At 70.5% G+C, this 17,820-nt stretch carries 16 protein-coding genes, 1 tRNA gene and 1 riboswitch; of the genes, 7 read left to right on the top strand and 10 right to left on the bottom strand.

Annotation, left to right across the window (positions count from 1 at the left end; all coding sequences use genetic code 11):
* Nucleotides 1–124: 124 nt before the first annotated feature.
* The 3 genes from lhgO to ABZS64_RS18725 all read left to right on the top strand — a co-directional run bounded on the left by lhgO (nt 125) and on the right by ABZS64_RS18725 (nt 3,721).
* Nucleotides 125–1,369, top strand: coding sequence for an L-2-hydroxyglutarate oxidase (gene lhgO / locus ABZS64_RS18735; protein WP_355830364.1), 1,245 nt, complete (start codon nt 125–127; stop codon nt 1,367–1,369).
* A 159-nt stretch (nt 1,370–1,528) separates the two neighbouring features.
* Complete coding sequence (gene trmB, locus ABZS64_RS18730) at nt 1,529–2,326, top strand: tRNA (guanosine(46)-N7)-methyltransferase TrmB (protein ID WP_355830361.1); 798 nt, start codon at nt 1,529–1,531, stop codon at nt 2,324–2,326.
* 60 nt (nt 2,327–2,386) lie between these two features.
* Nucleotides 2,387–3,721 (top strand): PrsW family intramembrane metalloprotease, encoded by a 1,335-nt coding sequence (locus ABZS64_RS18725; protein ID WP_355830358.1) that lies wholly within the window; start codon nt 2,387–2,389, stop codon nt 3,719–3,721.
* A 248-nt stretch (nt 3,722–3,969) separates the two neighbouring features.
* Here ABZS64_RS18725 and ABZS64_RS18720 read toward each other — a convergent pair whose 3' ends face one another.
* Both ABZS64_RS18720 and ABZS64_RS18715 read right to left on the bottom strand, forming a co-directional pair.
* Nucleotides 3,970–4,914, bottom strand: coding sequence for an aldo/keto reductase (locus tag ABZS64_RS18720; protein ID WP_355830355.1), 945 nt, complete (start codon nt 4,912–4,914; stop codon nt 3,970–3,972).
* 86 nt (nt 4,915–5,000) lie between these two features.
* On the bottom strand, nt 5,001–6,047 hold the full coding sequence (locus ABZS64_RS18715) for a M23 family metallopeptidase (RefSeq protein ID WP_355830352.1): 1,047 nt from the start codon (nt 6,045–6,047) through the stop codon (nt 5,001–5,003).
* Nucleotides 6,048–6,058: 11 nt separating this feature from the next.
* Nucleotides 6,059–6,215: riboswitch (cyclic di-AMP (ydaO/yuaA leader) on the bottom strand.
* A 246-nt stretch (nt 6,216–6,461) separates the two neighbouring features.
* Here ABZS64_RS18715 and ABZS64_RS18710 point away from each other — a divergent pair.
* Complete coding sequence (locus ABZS64_RS18710) at nt 6,462–7,436, top strand: DUF2332 domain-containing protein (protein ID WP_355830349.1); 975 nt, start codon at nt 6,462–6,464, stop codon at nt 7,434–7,436.
* On the opposite strand, the gene ABZS64_RS18705 is transcribed toward ABZS64_RS18710, so the two are convergent.
* From ABZS64_RS18705 to ABZS64_RS18685, 5 genes are all read right to left on the bottom strand, one after another.
* Nucleotides 7,421–8,572, bottom strand: a complete 1,152-nt coding sequence (locus tag ABZS64_RS18705) for a PP2C family protein-serine/threonine phosphatase (protein ID WP_355830346.1) — start codon at nt 8,570–8,572, stop codon at nt 7,421–7,423. The two genes, ABZS64_RS18710 and ABZS64_RS18705, sit on opposite strands and share 16 nt — an antisense overlap.
* A 168-nt stretch (nt 8,573–8,740) precedes the next feature.
* Nucleotides 8,741–8,814, bottom strand: a tRNA-Met gene (locus ABZS64_RS18700).
* 84 nt (nt 8,815–8,898) lie between these two features.
* On the bottom strand, nt 8,899–10,134 hold the full coding sequence (locus ABZS64_RS18695; protein WP_355830343.1) for an LPXTG cell wall anchor domain-containing protein: 1,236 nt from the start codon (nt 10,132–10,134) through the stop codon (nt 8,899–8,901).
* Between the two features lie 345 nt (nt 10,135–10,479).
* Nucleotides 10,480–11,718 (bottom strand): sigma-70 family RNA polymerase sigma factor, encoded by a 1,239-nt coding sequence (locus ABZS64_RS18690; protein WP_355830340.1) that lies wholly within the window; start codon nt 11,716–11,718, stop codon nt 10,480–10,482.
* Nucleotides 11,715–12,128 carry a YciI family protein gene (locus tag ABZS64_RS18685; protein WP_355830337.1) on the bottom strand — a complete coding sequence of 138 codons (414 nt, stop codon included), beginning with the start codon at nt 12,126–12,128 and terminating at the stop codon, nt 11,715–11,717. The genes ABZS64_RS18690 and ABZS64_RS18685 overlap by 4 nt, the downstream gene beginning before the upstream one ends.
* Nucleotides 12,129–12,776: 648 nt before the next feature.
* On the opposite strand from ABZS64_RS18685, the gene ABZS64_RS18680 reads away from it, so the two are divergent.
* Nucleotides 12,777–13,208: a hypothetical protein gene (locus ABZS64_RS18680; RefSeq protein ID WP_355830335.1), complete on the top strand. Its 432-nt coding sequence runs from the start codon at nt 12,777–12,779 to the stop codon at nt 13,206–13,208.
* A 62-nt stretch (nt 13,209–13,270) separates the two neighbouring features.
* On the opposite strand, the gene ABZS64_RS18675 is transcribed toward ABZS64_RS18680, so the two are convergent.
* Together ABZS64_RS18675 and ABZS64_RS18670 are read right to left on the bottom strand one after the other, a co-directional pair.
* On the bottom strand, nt 13,271–14,002 hold the full coding sequence (locus ABZS64_RS18675; RefSeq protein WP_355830332.1) for a 2OG-Fe(II) oxygenase: 732 nt from the start codon (nt 14,000–14,002) through the stop codon (nt 13,271–13,273).
* A 94-nt stretch (nt 14,003–14,096) separates the two neighbouring features.
* Nucleotides 14,097–14,735: an ABATE domain-containing protein gene (locus ABZS64_RS18670; protein WP_355830329.1), complete on the bottom strand. Its 639-nt coding sequence runs from the start codon at nt 14,733–14,735 to the stop codon at nt 14,097–14,099.
* 95 nt (nt 14,736–14,830) lie between these two features.
* On the opposite strand from ABZS64_RS18670, the gene ABZS64_RS18665 reads away from it, so the two are divergent.
* Both ABZS64_RS18665 and ABZS64_RS18660 read left to right on the top strand, forming a co-directional pair.
* Nucleotides 14,831–15,829, top strand: coding sequence for a zinc-binding dehydrogenase (locus ABZS64_RS18665; protein ID WP_355830326.1), 999 nt, complete (start codon nt 14,831–14,833; stop codon nt 15,827–15,829).
* A 157-nt stretch (nt 15,830–15,986) separates the two neighbouring features.
* The gene (locus ABZS64_RS18660) at nt 15,987–16,916 is read left to right on the top strand and encodes an N-acetylmuramoyl-L-alanine amidase (RefSeq protein WP_355830323.1); all 930 of its coding nucleotides are present in this window, start codon (nt 15,987–15,989) and stop codon (nt 16,914–16,916) included.
* A gap of 177 nt (nt 16,917–17,093) precedes the next feature.
* On the opposite strand, the gene ABZS64_RS18655 is transcribed toward ABZS64_RS18660, so the two are convergent.
* Nucleotides 17,094–17,726 (bottom strand): PEP-utilizing enzyme, encoded by a 633-nt coding sequence (locus ABZS64_RS18655; protein WP_355830375.1) that lies wholly within the window; start codon nt 17,724–17,726, stop codon nt 17,094–17,096.
* Nucleotides 17,727–17,820: the final 94 nt, after the last annotated feature.

Raw genomic sequence — 17,820 nt, 5'->3', positions numbered from 1 at the left:
CGGTCGATCGGGCCGGAGCCCGGCACGATCGACCGGACAGGACCTGGGCGCGCACACCCTGACCTCACCTGGTTTAGCGGCAATGTCAGTGGGCCAGTGCACTATCGGGGTGGGAGGTGACGCGGTGACGGCGTCCGGGCAGGGCTCGGTGCATGACTTCGACTGTGACGTGCTGGTGATCGGCGGCGGGATCGTCGGCCTGTCGACGGCCTATGCCCTCACCCGCGCGGCTCCCGGCACCCGGGTGATCGTCCTGGAGAAGGAGACGGGCCCGGCACGGCACCAGACCGGGCGGAACAGCGGGGTGATCCACAGCGGTGTCTACTACCGGCCTGGGTCGCTCAAGGCGCGCTTCGCGGTGCGGGGCGCGGCGGAGATGGTGAAGTTCTGCGCGGAGTACGGCATCGCGCACAAGGTCACGGGGAAGCTGATCGTGGCCACGGGCAAGGACGAGCTGCCGCGGCTGCACGCGCTGGTCCAGCGCGGCCGGGAGAACGGCATTCCGGTGCGGGAGCTGGGCCCTGCGCAGATCATGGAGTACGAGCCGGAGGTGCGGGGGCTCGCGGCCATCCACGTCGGGACGACCGGGGTGTGCGACTTCGCGGCGGTGGCGGCGCAGCTGGGAGCCGCGTCCGGGGCGGACATCCGGTACGGCGAGGAGGTGGCCGCGGTCGACCGCCGGGCCTGGGGTGTCGCGGTGCGGACGGCATCGGGGACGGTGGTCAGGGCGCGGGTGCTGGTGAACTGCGCGGGGCTGCACTGCGACCGGGTGGCGCGGCTCGTGGGCGACGACCCGGGGATGCGGATCGTCCCCTTCCGGGGCGAGTACTACGAACTGGCGGACCCCTCGCTGGTGCGGGGCCTGGTGTATCCAGTCCCCGACCCGGCCTTCCCCTTCCTCGGCGTCCACCTGACACGCGGCATCGACGGCGGTGTCCACGTCGGTCCGAACGCGGTCCCGGCGCTCGCCCGCGAGGGCTACAGCTGGTCGGCGGTCCGCCCGAGGGAGCTCGCCGAGACGCTGAGCTGGCCGGGCTCCTGGCGGATTGCCCGCAGACACTGGCGGTACGGAGCGGGGGAACTGCACCGCTCCCTGTCGAAGCGGGCCTTCACCACGGCAGTGCGCCGGCTGCTCCCGGCGGTGACGGATTCGGACCTGCGACCGGCGGCGGCGGGGGTGCGGGCGCAGGCGGTGCTGCGGGACGGGACGCTGGCGGACGACTTCCTGATCCGCGAGGCACCCCGGACGGTGCATGTGCTGAACGCGCCGTCGCCGGCGGCGACGGCGTCGCTCCCCATCGGCCGCGAGGTGGCCCGCCGGGCCCTGACGTCCCTGACGGACGGCCCCCTGGCGAAGACGTCCCGCTAGCGCGCGGGCGAACCGCCCGGCAGGCCCGGGCCGACGCCGAGGAGTCGAGCCCAAAGGCGACACGGAACACGCATGCCGCGGCGGGCCCGCGCTACGGACCCCCGGGCCCGCACCGCGGACCGGCACCCCACCCCCGGCCCCCCGTAGAATCGACACACTGTGTCTGAGCTTCGAAACCACACCCCCGGCCAAGCCCACCCCCGTCCGCCCCTCCGCGCCAAGAGCGAGCCGCGCTTCCCCGGGGGGCCCGCTGCCGATCCCGCCGGGTCTCATCATGAGCGGCGGATCCGGAGCTTCCAGCCGCGGCGGAGTCGGGTCACCGCCGGGCAGGGGGATGCCCTGGAGCGGCTGTGGCCCATGTGGGGCATGGACATCGACGGGCATCGCGTCCTCGATCTCGAGGAGATGTTCGGCGGGCTGCCCGTCGTCCTGGAGATCGGGTTCGGGATGGGCGAGGCCACCGCGCAGATGGCCGCCGCCGATCCCGGCACCGGGATCCTTGCCGTCGACGTGCACACCCCCGGCCAGGGCAACCTCCTCGGTCTCGCGGAGCGGAACGGGCTGTCCAACATCCGGGTCGCCAACGGGGACGCGATCATCCTCCTGCGCGAGATGCTCCCGCCCCGCTCCCTCGCCGGGCTGCGCGTCTACTTCCCCGACCCCTGGCCCAAGAAGCGCCACCACAAGCGCCGGCTGATCCAGCCCGAGTTCCTCACCCTCGCCGCGACCCGCATGAAGCCCGGCGCGATCCTGCACTGCGCGACCGACTGGGAGCCGTACGCCGAGCAGATGCTCGAAGTTCTCTCCGCCCACCCGGACGTCGAGAACACGCAGGAACACGGCGGCTTCGCCCCGCGCCCCGCCTTCCGGCCGCTCACCCGGTTCGAGGGGCAGGGCCTGGACAAGGGTCACAAGGTGCACGACCTGCTGTTCCGCCGCCCGTTGGGCTCCGCGTAACCCTCGGTAGTGGGACGGGCACCATCGCCAGGTGTCAGTGTCGCTCGTTAGGGTCATTGGGTGTCCGAGTCGCTCCCGCAGCACTTCTCACCGCATCCGGCGGTCCCGGCCTTCGACGAGCAGCCGCTCTTCGATGCCGTGCCGGAGCGTGCCCGCTGGCGCTACAAGCCGCGCCGCGCCTCCCGGCTCTGGCGCAGCAAGGCGGTCCGGGCCGGCGTGATCATCACGCTCCTCGCCCTGTCCGGCCTCGTCATCCTCGCCCTCGTACGCGAACAGACCGGCACCCAGGGCTTCCTGGTCGGACTCGGCCTGGCCACCCTGCCCGTCCCGCTTCTGGCCGCCGCCTTCCGCTGGCTCGACCGGGTCGAGCCCGGACCCTGGCGGAATCTACTGTTCGCCTTCGCCTGGGGGGCCTTCGCCGCCGCCCTGGTCGCGATCATCGCGAACTCCTTCGCGACCCGCTGGATAGCCACGGCCACCGCCGACCCGGCGAGCGCGGACACGCTCGGCGCGACCGTCATAGCCCCGGTCGTCGAGGAGAGCGCGAAGGCCGCGGCGATTCTGCTCATCTTCATCTTCCGCAGACGGGACTTCACCGGGATCGTCGACGGCGTCGTCGTGGCCGGTTTCACCGCGACCGGCTTCGCCTTCACCGAGAACATCCTCTACCTGGGCAACGCCTTCGGTGAGGACCAGCAGATAGGCACCTCGGGCCTCGCATCGGTGACCGCGGCGACCTTCTTCGTACGCGTCGTCATGTCGCCGTTCGCGCATCCCCTCTTCACCGTGCTCACCGGCATCGGCTTCGGGATCGCCGCACTCGCCGCACAGCGCCATCGGATCCGGCGGATCGCCCTGCCGCTGCTCGGCCTCGCCCTCGCGATGGGCATGCACGCGCTGTGGAACGGAGCGTCGTCGCTCTTCGGCCCCTTCGGCTTCTACGCCGTGTACGGGGCGTTCATGGTCCCGGCCTTCGGCCTGCTGACCTGGCTGACGATCTGGACCCGACAGCGGGAACTGCGCACAATATCGACCGAATTGCCCGCATACGCCGCAGCCGGCTGGCTGACCTCGGACGAGCCGCGCGCGCTCTCCTCGATGCGGGCGCGCACGATGGCGCGCGATGTGGCCCGCCGTACGCACGGACCGGCCGCGGCCCACGCCGTCTCGGAGTACGAACGGTTCGCGACGTCCCTGGCCTTTCTGCGCCACCGGGCCCACCGCGGCGCGGCGGGCCCTGACTTCATGGAGCGCGAGCAGGAGCTGCTGCACCACCTGTGGCAGCGCAAGGAGGTCGCGGGTCCGGCGCTGACCTATGCGGCGCGGGCTACGGGCCAGGCATGGGCACCGCCGCCCCACCGCGACTACGGCGGCTACAACCCGTACCGCTCCTAGGGCTGTTGTTCGGATCTTGCCGGGCTCGCGTGCCCTGGCACGCACTCCCCCGTAGCCCTTCGGGCACGGGAGGTGCCCCCACGCTGCGTTGTCGTCAGTCGCCGACGCTCCGCGTCGGCTCTCCCCCTGCCTTCGGCGGGGGGACCCCCATCCTCCGCCTTGCGATCGCACGCATCGCAGTGACATCAGCCGCTCCGCGGCGGGCCGCTCACTGATCCGGCCTGATCGACCGGACAGGACCTAGACCCCTACGCGGACGCCGCCGTCAGCACGGCCAGCTCGTCGTCCGTCAGCTCCAGCTCCGCGACCGCCGTCAGTGCCGGCAGCTGCTCGACCGTACGGGCCGAGGCGATGGGCGCCGCGACGGTCGGCTGCGCGGCCAGCCAGGCAAGAGCCACGGTCGCGATCTCGGCGCCGCGCGCCCCCGCCACCTGGTCGAGCGCTGCGAGGACCTTCACGCCCCGCTCCGTCTCCAGGTGCTTGCCCGCGCCCTGGGCCCGGGCGCTGTCGACCGTGGCACCGGGCCGGTACTTGCCGGTGAGGAAGCCGGACGCGAGCGCGAAGTAGGGGACGGCCGCGAGCCCGCCGCGAGCGGCGGTGTCCCGCAGATCGCCCTCGTAGGTGTCGCGGGACACGAGGTTGTAGTGCGGCTGGAGTGCGACATAGCGGGCAAGCCCCTCGCGCTCCGAGAAGTCCAGGGACGCCTGAAGCCGCTCGGCGGTGACGTTGGAGGCGGCGATGGCGCGGACCTTGCCCTCCTTCACCAGCTGGTCGAGGGCGGTGATGATCTCTTCGACGGGGACGCCCGGGTCGTCGAAGTGCGTGTAGTACAGGTCGATGTAGTCGGTACCGAGCCGCTTCAGCGACTCCTCGGCCGCAGCCTTGACCGTGGCACCGGAGAGGCCCTTGTACTGGGGGTGGGCGCCGACCTTGGTCGCCACGACGACGTCGGAACGGTTGCCGCGCGCGGCGATCCACTTGCCGATGATCGTCTCGGACTCGCCGCCCTCGTTGCCCGGAACCCAGGCGGAGTAGCTGTCGGCGGTGTCGACGAAGTTCCCGCCGGCGGCGGCATAGGCGTCGAGCACGGCAAAGGACTGCGCCTGGTCGGCGGTCCAGCCGAAGACGTTGCCGCCGAGGGCGAGCGGGAAGACGGCGAGATCGGACGAGCCGAGGGTACGGAGAGAAGTCATGCGTTGATCAACACGCTTACCGGTACGGCCTATTCCGCGCCGTACCGGTAACGCTTCCGCGTCAGACGCGTCAGAGGGGCCAGACCTCAGACCGTCAGGCCCTTGCCCCGCAGCCAGGCCATCGGGTCGATCCCGGTTCCGTCCGGCGTGTGGACCTCGAGGTGCAGATGCGGGCCCGTCACATTGCCCGTCGCGCCGACGCGGCCGATCGTCTCGCCCGTCGACACCTTCTGCCCGGCGCTGACCGAGATCGAGGACTGGTGGGCGTACCAGAGCTCCGTGCCGTCATCGAGTTCGATGACCGTGCGGTAGCCGTAAGAACCGGACCAGCCCGCCGACTTGACGGTGCCGCTGTGGATGGCCTTGAGGGGCGTTCCCGTCGGGGCCGCGAAGTCCAGGCCGGTGTGGTAGCCGGAGGACCACATCGAACCGGCCTCGCCGAAGGTCGAGGTGATCGTGTACGAGGAGGTCGGCAGGGCGTAACTCGCGGCGAGCTTGGCGAGGCGCTCGGCCTCCGCCTTCGCCGCCGCGGCCTTCTCGGCAGCGAGCTTCGCCGCCTCGGCCTTGGTCTCCGCCGCCGTCTGCTGCGTCTTCGCCTCCGCCGCGGCCTTCTCGGCGGCGACCTTCTCCGCGGCTGCCTTCGCCTCGGCGTCCGCCTCGGACTGCTGCTGGTCGGCCTGCTGGAGGATACGGGCGCGCAGCGCCTCACCGGCCGAGCCCTGCGCCTCGGGCCGGGAGCCGGTGTCCGCCGCGAGGGTCGACGAGGTGAGCGGAGCGGTGTTGCCCGCGTCCGCGTCCGAGGAGTCGTCGGAGATGAGGGAGCCCACGCCCGGCAGGGACTTGGCGTCGGGCAGGTTGTCCGCGATCGAGTCGGGGAGGGATATGGAGACCGGCGGCTTGCTTTGCGCGGTGGCCATGCCGCCCGCGCCGACCGCGGCGATCACGCCGACCCCGAGCACCGTGGAGCTGCGGGCGAGTCCGCCGCGCTGCTTCATGACACGGTGCCGGCCGCGCACCGGACGGACGGAGTCCTCGGTGGGGTTCCATTCCTCCCATGCCCGCTCTGTCTTCACTTCGACGCCGAAGAAATCAGTTTCGAAGGGTGCTTCAGGGGCAGGTTTATTGGACGCCACGGAGGCGTACTCCTTTCCTTCCTTCTCGCCTACCGGGTTAGCTGACGGGTTCGGAGCAGGAAGGTCTCCTACGAGCGCTTCCGCCGCGGAAAAGAACGGCAAAAGGTGCCCGATTCACCCCAATTGGTGGTTCCCCGGTTCCCTTGCGGGATTCGGCGCGTGCGCACGGTGCCGTCTCTTGCGACGGCTGGGACGACCGCGCTGCGTTATCGAACGTTAATAGACACCAGCGCCGGATTCCAAGCTGTTCCGACTGATCATTAACGACGTTGACACAGACGTACCCGGACACAAGCGCCCGGACTCGGGCGACTTGACCGCCCCTCAGGCAACACCCCTCACCTGACGTTGCCTCAGATGTTATGCGGAGGGATGCCTCTCGATTACATAGGGTGCCCATCTACCGTCTGGCCCATGGTCGTACACATCAGCCAGAGCGTGGCGGACCGCTATCGCGAGTTCTCCGCCGAGCAAGCACACGGTCAGTCTCCCGTGTATGAGAAGCTCACCGCCGAAATCGCCGAAGACCCGGACATCTGCGCCCTCATCGCCTCACTCCCGCCCGGCAACAAGCAGCAGCCGAATCTGCTCCTCGCCGCGGTACGCCACCTCGGCGGGCCGTACGAGACATGGCCCGCCTTCCGCGACTGGCTGCCCGCGCACAGGGACGCCGTCCGCGATGTGATGCTCGCGCGCTTCACCCAGACCAACGAGCCCGCCCGCTGCGCGACGCTGCTTCCGCTCCTGGCCGCGCTCCCCCAGCCTCTCGCCCTGATCGAGGTCGGCACCTCGGCTGGGCTCTGTCTGCATCCCGACCGCTACGCCTACCGCTACGACGACGGCCCACGGCTCGGCGAGTCCGTCGTCACCTTCGACTGCCGTACGTACGGATCCGCGCCCCCGGACCTGCCGCTGCCCGGCCGGCTGCCCGAGATCGCCTGGCGCGCGGGCATCGACCTCAACCCGCTCGACATCACCGACCCCGAGGACGTCCGCTGGCTCCAGTCCCTGATCTGGCCGGGCCGCGGCGACCGGCCGCGACAGCAGCTCGGCGCCATCGAAGCCGTACGGGACGCTCCCCGCCCCCGGATCGTCCGCGGCGATCTGGTCGAGGAACTCGCGCCGCTCGCCGCCGAAGCCCCAGACGGCGCGACGCTCGTCGTCCTGCACACCGCCGTGCTCACGTACCTCCCGCTCGCCCGGCGCGAGGAGTTCGCACGAATCGTCCGCGGCCTGCCCGGCCACTGGATCTCCAACGAGCACCACACGGTGCTGCCCTGGCTCGATGCCCCGAGGCCGCCCGACGAGCACCTGCTCACGCTCGCCCTTGACGAGCGGGCCGTCGCGTTCACGGCACCGCACGGCCAGGGCCTTCACTGGCTGGGCTGAGCGCGCCTGACCACCGGAACGGTCCTGCGGCGCTTCGGCTGCCCCTCCGCGGGGCGGCTGACCGCCAGCAGCGCCATGTCGTCCGTGGCGCCGCCGCCCGTATGCCGTCGTACGTCGGCGACCAGCGCGTCCAGCAGCTCCTCGGGCCCGGGAAAGAGCCGCCCGGCCAGCCGCTCGCCGGGGTCGTAGAAGACGCCGTTCGCATCGCGCGCCTCGGACAGCCCGTCCGTGTAGAGAAGCAGTGTGGCCCCAGGAGGCAGGGGGTGGGTGTCCGCGCGGTCCGGCCACATCCCCAGATCGCCCATGCCCAGCGGCAGGGCGGCCTCGGACGGCTCCAGGACTTCCAGTTTCCCGTCGGCATACAGCAGCAGTGGTTCCGGATGCCCCCGGTTCACAACCCGTACAACGGCATCGTCGCGCGGGATCTCGGCCAGTACCGCGGTGGTGAACCCCTCGAAGGCGTCCAGGGTGGGCCGCCGCGTGCCCTCGCGCGCGAGCGCCCGGTCCAGCCGCCCGGCAACCCCTACGAGCGAGCCCTCCTGCTCGGCTGCCTCCCGGAACGCACCGATCACCACGGCCACCGCCTCGACCGCTTCGAGCCCCTTGCCCCGTACGTCACCGACCACCAGCCGCACCCCGAAGGGCGTGTCCTGTACGGCGAAGAGGTCACCGCCGATGAACGCGTCCGCCTGTGCAGCCTCGTACCGCGCGGCGACCTCCAGCCCGCCGATCCGGTCCGCGGGGGTCGGCAGCACGGCGCGCTGGGCGGTCTCGGCGATCACCCTGGCTGATGCGAGGCGCTCGCTGCTGAGCCGTACGACCCGGTTGATGAGCAGCGCAAGACCCGAGACGGTGATCACGGTGCTCAGCTCGGTGAACGCGGTGATCTGCGAGGCCGTGTGGTTGTAGAGGTGCAGCCCCGTCACGCCGAGTGTCGCCGCGATACCGGTCAGCAGGGTTCCGACCCAGGTGAAGATGGGGGCCGCGATCAGGGGCGCCGCGGCGAAGAGCGGGACCGCCGTGAACCGGGGCGGGGTCAGGAGATCGAAGATCAAGCCGCCGACGATCATCAGCGCGGGCAGCAGGCCGGCGAAACCGCGGGCGATGTCGGCTCCGCCCTGCTCTCGCTTCGCCACGGATGCTCTCCTGCCCGGTCCGCCCACGGCTGCGGACGGTGCCGCGCCCTTCCCAGGCTGGCCGCAGCCGCGCCGGGCGGCGAGTCGCCGTCGGCCAACCGGGCGATCGGGAGAGGTGGATACGACAGTGGCCCGGCACTCTTACGAGTGCCGGGCCACTGTTGTCAGTAGCGGGGACAGGATTTGAACCTGCGACCTCTGGGTTATGAGCCCAGCGAGCTACCGAGCTGCTCCACCCCGCGTCGGTGAACACCACCTTACGCCATCCGGAGCAAGATCAAATCCATTTGATGCGTACCGCTGTGCAGCGGTGATCGTCCGTTCGCTCAGCGGCGGCGCAGACGCAGTGCGGTGAGCGCTCCGCCGGCCGCGATCAGAGCGGCGGCGGCGAAGGCCGCGTACCAGGTGGCGCTGGAGGATCCGGTGCTGGCGAGGGCGCCGGTGGTGGTGACGGGGGTGTTCCCGCCGGCCGCCGCCGAGGCGGACGGCGTCGCCGATGCGGTCGCGGACGGGGACGCGGTGGCGGAGGGCGTGGCGGACGGGGTCGCGGACGGCCTGCCGCTGGGCGGGGTGGTGCCGCGCTCGGGGGCGACCGTGATCCTGCCCTGGGCCCCCAGGAACGGGTGGACGTTGCCCTCGGTCAGCGACGTCGACGCGTGCAACGTGATCTTGACCGGCTTCTGGATGCCCTTGAAGTCGATGACGCTCACGCGAAGGCGGGTGCGGTGCATGATGTGGCTCTTGCGGATGTCCGCCAGCTGCCACGTCTGCTCGCCTGCGAACTTCTTGACCTTGGTGTACTTGCCGTCCTCGCCCAGCTCCTCGATCACCAGCTCGGGGATCTTCCCCGTGGAGCCGGGCTCCTCGACGACCTCCAGGGTGGTCCTCAGGTCGGAGTCGAAAGTCACCCCGCCCTTGAGCTGGTGGACGATGTCGACGTTGCCCGTCGTGCCGGGCTTGATCGGAGTGTTCTCGTCGGTCTCGAACGTCATGGAGGCGGGCCCGGTGTTGATCTTCGGGCTGGACTCGAAGATCACGGTGTCGTCGTTCTGGCGCTGGGTGTTCTCGGCCAGGTCGTCGGCCAGGAGCTTCAGGTTGCCGTTGTTGGAGGGGTAGTTCTTGCCGAGGCCTACGGAGACCTTCCAGCTCAGCTCACCCTTGGCGGGCACCGAGAACGAAGCGTTCCTGCCCTTCTCGGCCGGGTAGAAATAGCCCTGCGCGCCCGCGTCCTGCTGGCCGACGAACTCGTCCGTGGCCGGGGCGTTCACCGGCTCCACGTCGAAGACAAGGTGCGAGGCGGCGATGGGGCTCGCACCGTCCGTGTCCCCGACCATCCACGGCTGAAAGTCCACGGCCTTGTCCGAGGAGTTCTTCACGGTGAACGTGAAGGTCTCGCTCACCCCGCCCCGGGTCAGCGGTCCGGCCGGCGCCGGGGTGCCCAGCTCGATGGTGAGGGGCTTGTCGGAGGCCACCGGGGCGGCGTAAGCGCTGAGCGGGACAAGGGTGGTGCCGACGGCGGCGGCGACGGTGAGCGCGGCGGCGGAGGCGAAGCGAACGGACATGGTGGACTCCCCCAAGGAATCGACTAGGTCCTGTCCGGCCTGATCAGCCGGGCAGGGCCTAGGGGGCCGGACTGCCGCTGGATGGGCGGCAGTCGGCCGTACGAGAGAACAGCGCGGCAGAGCGCCGCGACAGGCGGTGGAGCGAGATGAGAGAGCTCGCAGGGCGAGCTGGATGAGAACTCGCCTTCCGTCCAGCCCCGTTCGGTCCCGGCTTTGCGGCGATGTGCTCATCTTCACTGCCGAAGATCGGCCGGGCAATCCCCGTACTGTCACCACTCTGCAACAGCGCCGGAAGCTAAGAATCCGACTCTGACCTGGGGGTTGGCGGCCCGGTGACCGCTCTGGCTACTTCGGGGGCAACAGCCGGGCCGCCCGCATCTGGAGGTAGCGCGTCTCGGGGACGCTGAGGGTTCGCCGGGCCGCCAACTGGTAGGCGGCGCGGGCCCCTTCGGTATCCCCCGCCTTCTCGAGCAGGTGGGCCCGTACGGCATCGAGCCGGTGATGCCCCGCCAACCGGTCCTCCAGCTTGGCGACTTCGGCGAGCCCCGCCTCGGGTCCGTGCACCATGGCGACGGCCACGGCACGGCCCAGCTCGGCCATCGGCTCGGGAGCACGGCGTACGAGGATGTCGTAGAGCCCGAGAATCTGCGGCCAGTCGGTGTCGTCCGCACGCGCCGCCTCGTCGTGCAGCGCGGCGATCGCGGCCTGCAGCTGATAGGCCCCGGCCGGCCCCTCGGACAGGGCCTCCTCCACCAGCGCGGTCCCCTCGGTGATCGCCTTCGCGTCCCAGAGGGTGCGGTCCTGCTCGTCGAGCGGGACCAGCTCGCCGTGCGGTCCGGTGCGCGCGGCGCTGCGGGCGTCGGTGAGCAGCATCAGGGCGAACAGCCCGGTCACCGTGCCGTCTCTGGGCAGCAGCCTGCGGACGGCCCGGGTCAGCCGGATCGCCTCACCGGCGAGATCGGCGCGGTGCAGATCGGTGCCGGAGGTCGCCGTATAGCCCTCGTTGAAGATCAGGTAGAGCACCTGCAGCACGGCGGCGAGCCGCTGATCACGGTCCTCGGGCCCCGGCTGCCGGAAGGGCACCCCCTTGACCTTCTGCTTGGCCCGGCTGATGCGCTGCGCCATCGTCGCCTCGGGCACCAGATGGGCGCGGGCGATCTCGGCCGTGGTCAGACCGCCGACGGCGCGCAGGGTCAGCGCGATCTGTGCGGCCGGGGTGAGTTCGGGGTGACAGCAGAGGAAGAGCAGGGTGAGGGTGTCGTCGTCGGACGGCGCTCGGCTCTCCCCGGGCGCGGGCGCCGTGAAGGCGTCCCGTGGGGTGAGCGCGGCGACGGTCTCCTCGCGCCTGCGCCGGGCCTCTTCGCTGCGCAGCGCTTCGGTGAGCCGACGGGATGCGACCTTGATCAGCCAGCCACGCGGGTTGTCGGGGAGCCCCGACTCGGGCCACTGCCGCGCGGCGGCCAGCAGCGCCTCCTGTACGGAGTCCTCGGCCAGGTCGAAGTGCCCGTACCGCCGCACCAGCGCACCGAGGACCTGCGGCGCGTGCAGGCGCAGCAGGTCCTCGATGCCGGTCGTACGTCTCACACATCGCCTCCGCCGTCGAGGATGGGCCGGATGACCACCGGGTAGACGGGCGCCCCCTCGGGCGCGGGGCAGGTCGCGATCCGCGCGGCGATCTCGGTGACCCGTTCCAGGCTCTCGCAGTCGAGCACCCAGTAGCCGGCGAGCAGCTCCTTGGTCTCGCTGTAGGGACCGTCGCTGATCACGGGCTTCCCGTCCTTGCCCGCGCTGACGAACCGGGTCCGCGCGGGCTCGGCGAGACCGTTCCCGTCGACGAATTCACCGGATTCGGAAAGGTCGTTGTTGACCTCGCCCATGAAGGCGAACATCGCCTGCACATCCTTCTCGCTCCAGGCCGGGCCGGCGTCGGACGCCTGACCGCGCATCGCTTCGTAGTCGGCCTGCGAGCCCTGGACCATCACCAGATACTTCATGACGTGCTCCTTCGGATGCGTCGCCGCCCCTTGTGGGCAACTCTCACAGGGGACGTCGCAGCCGACGACGGATTCTCGACAGCTCGCGGAGAATCTTTTTTGAACCACTCGTCAGGAGCAGGGGGCGGGGCACGGGCCGGGAGAGGTCGTCCGCACCGTGGAGGGACCGTCGGGCTCGGGTCTACTCGCGGGTTGGCTACCGTCGGGCCGTGATGCCCGAATGAGCGTTTGCCGATGCGGCGGCCCCTCCAGGGACCTCGGGAGACCTCGCCTCCTTGCAGGAATTCTTCAGAGGTGATTCGGAGCCGGCTTCCCCCTGGATGGCTCCCTCACAGGTGCGGGTGCGGCTGCTCCGAATCAGTGATGGCATTGATGGTGAAAAGGCCTGATAGCGCCGATTCGTTACCCAGGACGTACTGGTAGAGACGTGGCGTACCGCCTGGCGGTTCCGGTCCCGAACGGGACAGCGCGATGCCCCAATGTGACCGTACGAACCGCATGCGAAGTTTCTTCCAATTCAGGAGATTTAACCCAATCCGGGTCACGGCCGGCCTCGAATCCCCCATGTCACGCCGTTCACGGCACGCATGTACGGCCAAGGAGGACATCCGACAGAACAACCGATCCGAACCGAGGGAGGTGAGTCCGATGACGATTTCCGTCCGAGTCCGCCGCCTGGTGGCCGGGGCCGCCGCGACCGGCCTGCTGGCCGGTGGTGCCGCTCTGGGCGCCGCCGGAACAGCCACTGCCGCTCCGGCGCCCGCCTCGACGACCGCGTCCGTCGCCGGCGATCACCACGACCAGTGCACCTGGAAGCACGGGCACTGGGTGAAGAAGTGGGTCAAGGGCCACTGGGAAAAGAAGTGGATCAAGGCCAAGCACGCCGACCACAAGACCTGGCACCCGGGCTTCCACGACAAGCACGGCACGTGGCACAAGGGGTTCTGGAAGGACGACGGAAAGGACCACAGGGACCACAAGGACAGCAAGGAACACAAGGGCCACTGGAAGTGGGTCTTCGTTCCCAGCCACTGGGAGAAGCACTGGGTGAAGGGCCACTGGGACTGCCACCACAGGTGACAGCCCACAACCCCAAGCACAGCGATGAGGTTCCAGGACCCCAGGTCCTGGAACCTCATCCGTCATGCCGCGTCGTGGAAGACCAGGCCGAGCGTCCGCCTGCGGCCCGAGCGAACGGTGCTCACGCCGTGCCGCACAGGTCCGGCCGACCAGCCGCGCGCCGAACGCACCGGCCGGTCGCGGGTGGTGAAGATCAGACCGTGCCCCTGCGGCAGCGTGGTCGACGAGCCCCGCGACTGCGCGCGCGGACGCTGCTCGACCGTCAGGAACTCGCCGCCGCTGTAGTCGGTCCCGGGGGTGTCCAGGCCGATGACGACCTGGAGCGGGAAGACCGCGTCGCCGAACACGTCCCGGTGCAGGGCGTTCCAGTCGCCCGGCCCGTAACGCAGCAGGATCTGGGCCGACTTGGACTGTCCGGCCTCATGGCACATGGCCAGCCACTCCTCCAGCGTGCCGGGCCAGGGCCCGGGCTTGCCGAGCTTCCCGGCCCAGTCGCGGGCGATCGGCAGCAGGTGCGGGTAGAACGCCTCGCGCAGTTCCCGTACGAGGTCCGGCAGCGGATTGGCGAAGTAGCGGTACTGGCCGGAGCCGAAGCGGTGGCGGGCCATGTCGACGGTCGAGCGGAATCGCTCCTCGTCGTCGTAGAGCGCCGCGATCGACCGGCACTCGGCGGCGGTGAGGATCCGCGGGGTGAGCGCGCTGCCGTGCTCGTTCAGCTCGTCGGCGAGGGACTGCCAGTCGCCCGAGGCCACGCGTTCGCTCGCACGGCCCGCGGACAGGGTTGTCGGGGTCATGGTTCGTTCCTCCGTCGGTTACGTACGAGCCTGCGCCGGCCGCGGAGTCGTGTCTGGCGGAATTCGGACGTCGATTCCCTGCTTCGGCTCCCGGTCAGGACTTCTTGCGCGTACGGGAGCGGTACTCGGCAATCTTGGCGAGGTTCCCGCAGCGTTCCATGGAGCACCAACGGCGGCGCCGCGCCTGGGAGTCGTCGAGAAACAGCAGCGAACACTCCGGGTTCTCGCACTCCTTGACCCGGGCCACGAGCGGGCCACCGGCCAGCAGCACCGCGTCGCGGGCCACCGTCGCCAGAGCGGCGCGCGCGGGATGGCGGGCCTGCCAGCGCAGTGCGGGCTGCGGTTCGCCGTCCGGGTCTTCGCCGACGGCCAGTTGGGGTGCGAGGTCGGGTCGGGCGGCGGCTTCGTTGGCCCGTACGACATCGTCCGGATCCGGGGCCTGCTCACGCATTGCGGCTCGCAGCAGCCGGTAGAGCACCTCGCGCAGGGCGCGCGCGTCCTCCAGGTCCGCCGGCGTGATCCGCATGCCGTCCGCATCGGGGGCCGCCGCCGCGTCCCGGTCCGCCTCCAGCTGCGCCTGACTGATCCAGCGATCCAGCGCGCCCATGTCGGCCAGCCGCTCGACGGGGGCCGTATGGCGCTTGCCGAGGGTGGCGACGAAGTCCAGGCAGGGGCGGCCGCCGATGAAGGAGAACGCCATCAGGGGGTCGGCGGGCGCAGGCGTACGACTCATGCCTCCACCCTACCGCTTGACACCGGTTCATAAGGTGTCGCACAGTGACACCGCTTCAACCAGTGTCGGACAGTCAACGTGAAAGCGAGTACGGCATGCGTGCGGTGCGGATCGACGAGTTCGGAGGACCCGAGGTCCTGGTCCCGGTCGAGGTACCCGACCCGGTCGCTGGACCGGGTGAAGTGCTGGTGCGGATCGCCGCGGCCGGAGTGAACCGGGCGGACGCGCTCACCCGCGCCGGTTCGTACCACCGCGCCGGGCGTCCGCCGCTGATCCCCGGCCTGGAGGCATCCGGGACCGTGATCGCGGTGGGGCCCGGGGTGAGCGGCATCAGCGCCGGGCAGCAGGTCATGGCGATGGGCTCCGCCAACATACCCGGCTTCTACGCCGAACTCGCGGCCGTGCCCGCGGGACAGGTGACGGTCCTGCCGGACGGCATCGGCCTGACCGAGGCCGCCGCCCTGCCCACGGCCTGGTTCAGCGCCTGGTACTGCCTGCGCAATCTGGCCGGGCTGTCCAAGGGCGAGACGGTCGTGGTGCACGCGGCGGCCAGCGGTGTCGGCAGCGCGGCCGTCCAGATCGCGGTCCACGCCGGAGCACGCGTCATCGCCGTCGCAGGCTCACCCGCCAAGGCCGCCTGGAGCGCCGAACTGGGCGCCCACGAGACCATCGACACCTCCGCCCACCCGGACGACGCGACCGTCGAGGAGGTCCTGCGACTGACCGAGGGGCGCGGCGCGGAGGTCGTACTGGACATCGTCGGGGGCCGCGTCTTCGCACAGAGCCTGCGCGAGGTCGGCTACGGCGGCCGGGTCGTCGCCATGGCGAACGTGGCGCTGGAGCCGAGCACCGTCGACACCCGCGACTTCTACCCCAAGAACGCCTCGATCCAGGGCTTCCAGCTCACCAACCTGGTCCAGCACGGCTACGACCCGCGCCAGGATCTCCGGGAGATCGCCGACCGGATCGCCGCCGGTACGTACCGGGTCCCGGTGGAGGCGGTCTTCCCGCTGGAGCGCGCGAGCGAGGCCCATGAGCGCCTGGAACAGCGCAGCACGCGCGGCAAGATCGTGCTCACGACAGCACAGAACTGACGACCGGAAGGGGCCGGGACCCGCCCTGCCCGTACGGGAGTTGGCGCATTCTCAACGGGTCAGCGGTCCCCATCGCGGAGATCCTTCAAGGGGTGCCCCCCGCCCCGGTGGGCGCAGACCGCGACGGCCACCATGACCAACCCTGATGGGGGGACCGATGGCTTGGTATCCCGGCGCCACCAAGTACGAGCTCCAGCCCGAGTCCGACAGTCAACCCGCGATCCGGCCAACCCAGTTGATCGTCCACTCGATCATCGCGCCCTGGACGGCGAGGCGTATCTACGAGTACTGGCGCGACAGCACGAACCTCGAGTCCCACTTCGGCCTCGGATACGCGGGCGATCTCGGCCAGTACATCGGCACCGAGACCCGCGCCGACGCCAACTACCAGGCCAACCGCCGCCCCGACGGGACCGGCGCCGTATCCATCGAGACCGCAAGCAACACCAGCGGAACCGACCCGTGGACGGACGAGCAGGTCGAGCAGCTGATCCGTGTCGGCGTGTGGCTGCACCAGCACCACGGCGTCCCGCTCCGGATCTGCCGCACCCACGACGACCCCGGCTACGGCTACCACCGTCTGCACCCCGAGTGGGCCGTATCCGGCACCGCCTGCCCCGGCGACGCCCGCGTGACGCAGTTCCGCGACGTCGTGTTCCCCGGGATCGTCGACCGCGCCACAAACCCAGAGGAGCCCGACATGCCCATCGCGAAGCTGTACGAGGCGAACGCCATCGATGTCGAGTTGCCGTCCGGGGACTGGGTCGCTCTCGCCTTCAAGGACGCCGTCATCCACGCCGGACCCCGCACCCTGATCGGCCCGCTGTACGTCCAGCTCACCATCACGGGCGCCCCCTCCGGCACCCGCGTCGACGGCCGCTTCTACTCGACCGACGCCGACGGCTCGGGCAAGTCCGGGTACGGCGACATCAGCATCACGGGCGGCTCCGGCGGCCACCAGTTCCTCCACAATGCCGACGTCCCGGAGGGCAAGCACCTCCGCTTCGAGGTGTGCGTCACCACCCCGGACGGCAGCACCGCCCTGCTCATCCACCGCCTCGTCACCGGCGACTACCTCGCCGCCTGAACAGAATCAGCCCCGGGCCAGAGACTCCTCTGGCCCGGGGCTGATCGTCGGGTAGGCCGTGTGGGACTCGAACCCACAACCAATGGATGAAAAGTCCCCGCGGCCTCCTGCCGGACTGTTCCGCGTGGTCCTCCCCGCAGCTTCCACTGAAGGGATGTGAGGGCGATCCCGCCGCTCTCAACCATCCATGGCTGCCAGGGCGGTGGTGCGTTCGTGCTCGTCGGGGTGTACGACCGCCGTGGCGCGGTGGGCGTCCAGCAGTAGCTCTTGGCCGTCAGGCAGGTCCAGGAGCGCGGGGTCGACGGCCAGGAGGAGGGGGACGCCCAGCGAGCGGGCAATGATCGCGGCGTGCGAGTTGGGGCCGCCGGTGATGGAGACGGCAGCGATCACTGTCTGTCCGGGTTCGAGCAGGTCGGCCGCGCCTATCTCATGGGCGACCAGGACAAGAGGTTGGTCGGGCACAGTGCCGGTGACACCGTGCAGGTGGGCCAGGACGCGGCGGCCGACCTGTCGTACGTCGGCGGCCCGCTCTGCGAGCGTGGGGTCGGGGAGGGCGGCGATGACCCCGGCGTAGCTGTCGACGGCCTGGTGGACGGCGACGGGCACCGGCAGTCCCTGGCGCGTTCGTTGGATCGCCTGTCCTCGCAGGTCTGGGTCCAGCGCGAGGTAGCTGTTGACCTCCATGATGTCGGCCTGCTCGTCCTTGCCCTGGTCGCGCAGCGATTTGGACAGGTCGAGCAGCCGGGTGGCGACGGAGTCGAAGGCGTCGGTGACCTGTTGCACCGGGTCACCGGCGGTGCGGCGGGGCAGGGCGGTGTGGGTGGGTGGGCGGGCGGTCCGTGCGATAGAGGAAGCCCAGGGCTGTGCCGTGCGAGGCGGCGTGGCCGGAAAAGCAGCGGCGTGT

The organism is Streptomyces sp. NPDC005408 (assembly GCF_040606445.1).
Taxonomy (GTDB): domain Bacteria; phylum Actinomycetota; class Actinomycetes; order Streptomycetales; family Streptomycetaceae; genus Streptomyces.
This window is presented reverse-complemented; position numbering and strand designations above follow the sequence as displayed.

What these genes read in the sequence shown, in the direction of transcription:
- ABZS64_RS18675 (WP_355830332.1), bottom strand. Translation starts at nt 14,002, where the DNA reads ATGACCCCGACAACCCTGTCCGCGGGCCGTGCGAGCGAACGCGTGGCC.
- ABZS64_RS18665 (WP_355830326.1), top strand. Translation starts at nt 14,831, where the DNA reads ATGCGTGCGGTGCGGATCGACGAGTTCGGAGGACCCGAGGTCCTGGTC.
- ABZS64_RS18660 (WP_355830323.1), top strand. Translation starts at nt 15,987, where the DNA reads ATGGCTTGGTATCCCGGCGCCACCAAGTACGAGCTCCAGCCCGAGTCC.
- ABZS64_RS18710 (WP_355830349.1), top strand. Translation starts at nt 6,462, where the DNA reads ATGGTCGTACACATCAGCCAGAGCGTGGCGGACCGCTATCGCGAGTTC.
- ABZS64_RS18680 (WP_355830335.1), top strand. Translation starts at nt 12,777, where the DNA reads ATGACGATTTCCGTCCGAGTCCGCCGCCTGGTGGCCGGGGCCGCCGCG.
- ABZS64_RS18720 (WP_355830355.1), bottom strand. Translation starts at nt 4,914, where the DNA reads ATGACTTCTCTCCGTACCCTCGGCTCGTCCGATCTCGCCGTCTTCCCG.
- ABZS64_RS18685 (WP_355830337.1), bottom strand. Translation starts at nt 12,128, where the DNA reads ATGAAGTATCTGGTGATGGTCCAGGGCTCGCAGGCCGACTACGAAGCG.
- ABZS64_RS18670 (WP_355830329.1), bottom strand. Translation starts at nt 14,735, where the DNA reads ATGAGTCGTACGCCTGCGCCCGCCGACCCCCTGATGGCGTTCTCCTTC.
- ABZS64_RS18695 (WP_355830343.1), bottom strand. Translation starts at nt 10,134, where the DNA reads ATGTCCGTTCGCTTCGCCTCCGCCGCCGCGCTCACCGTCGCCGCCGCC.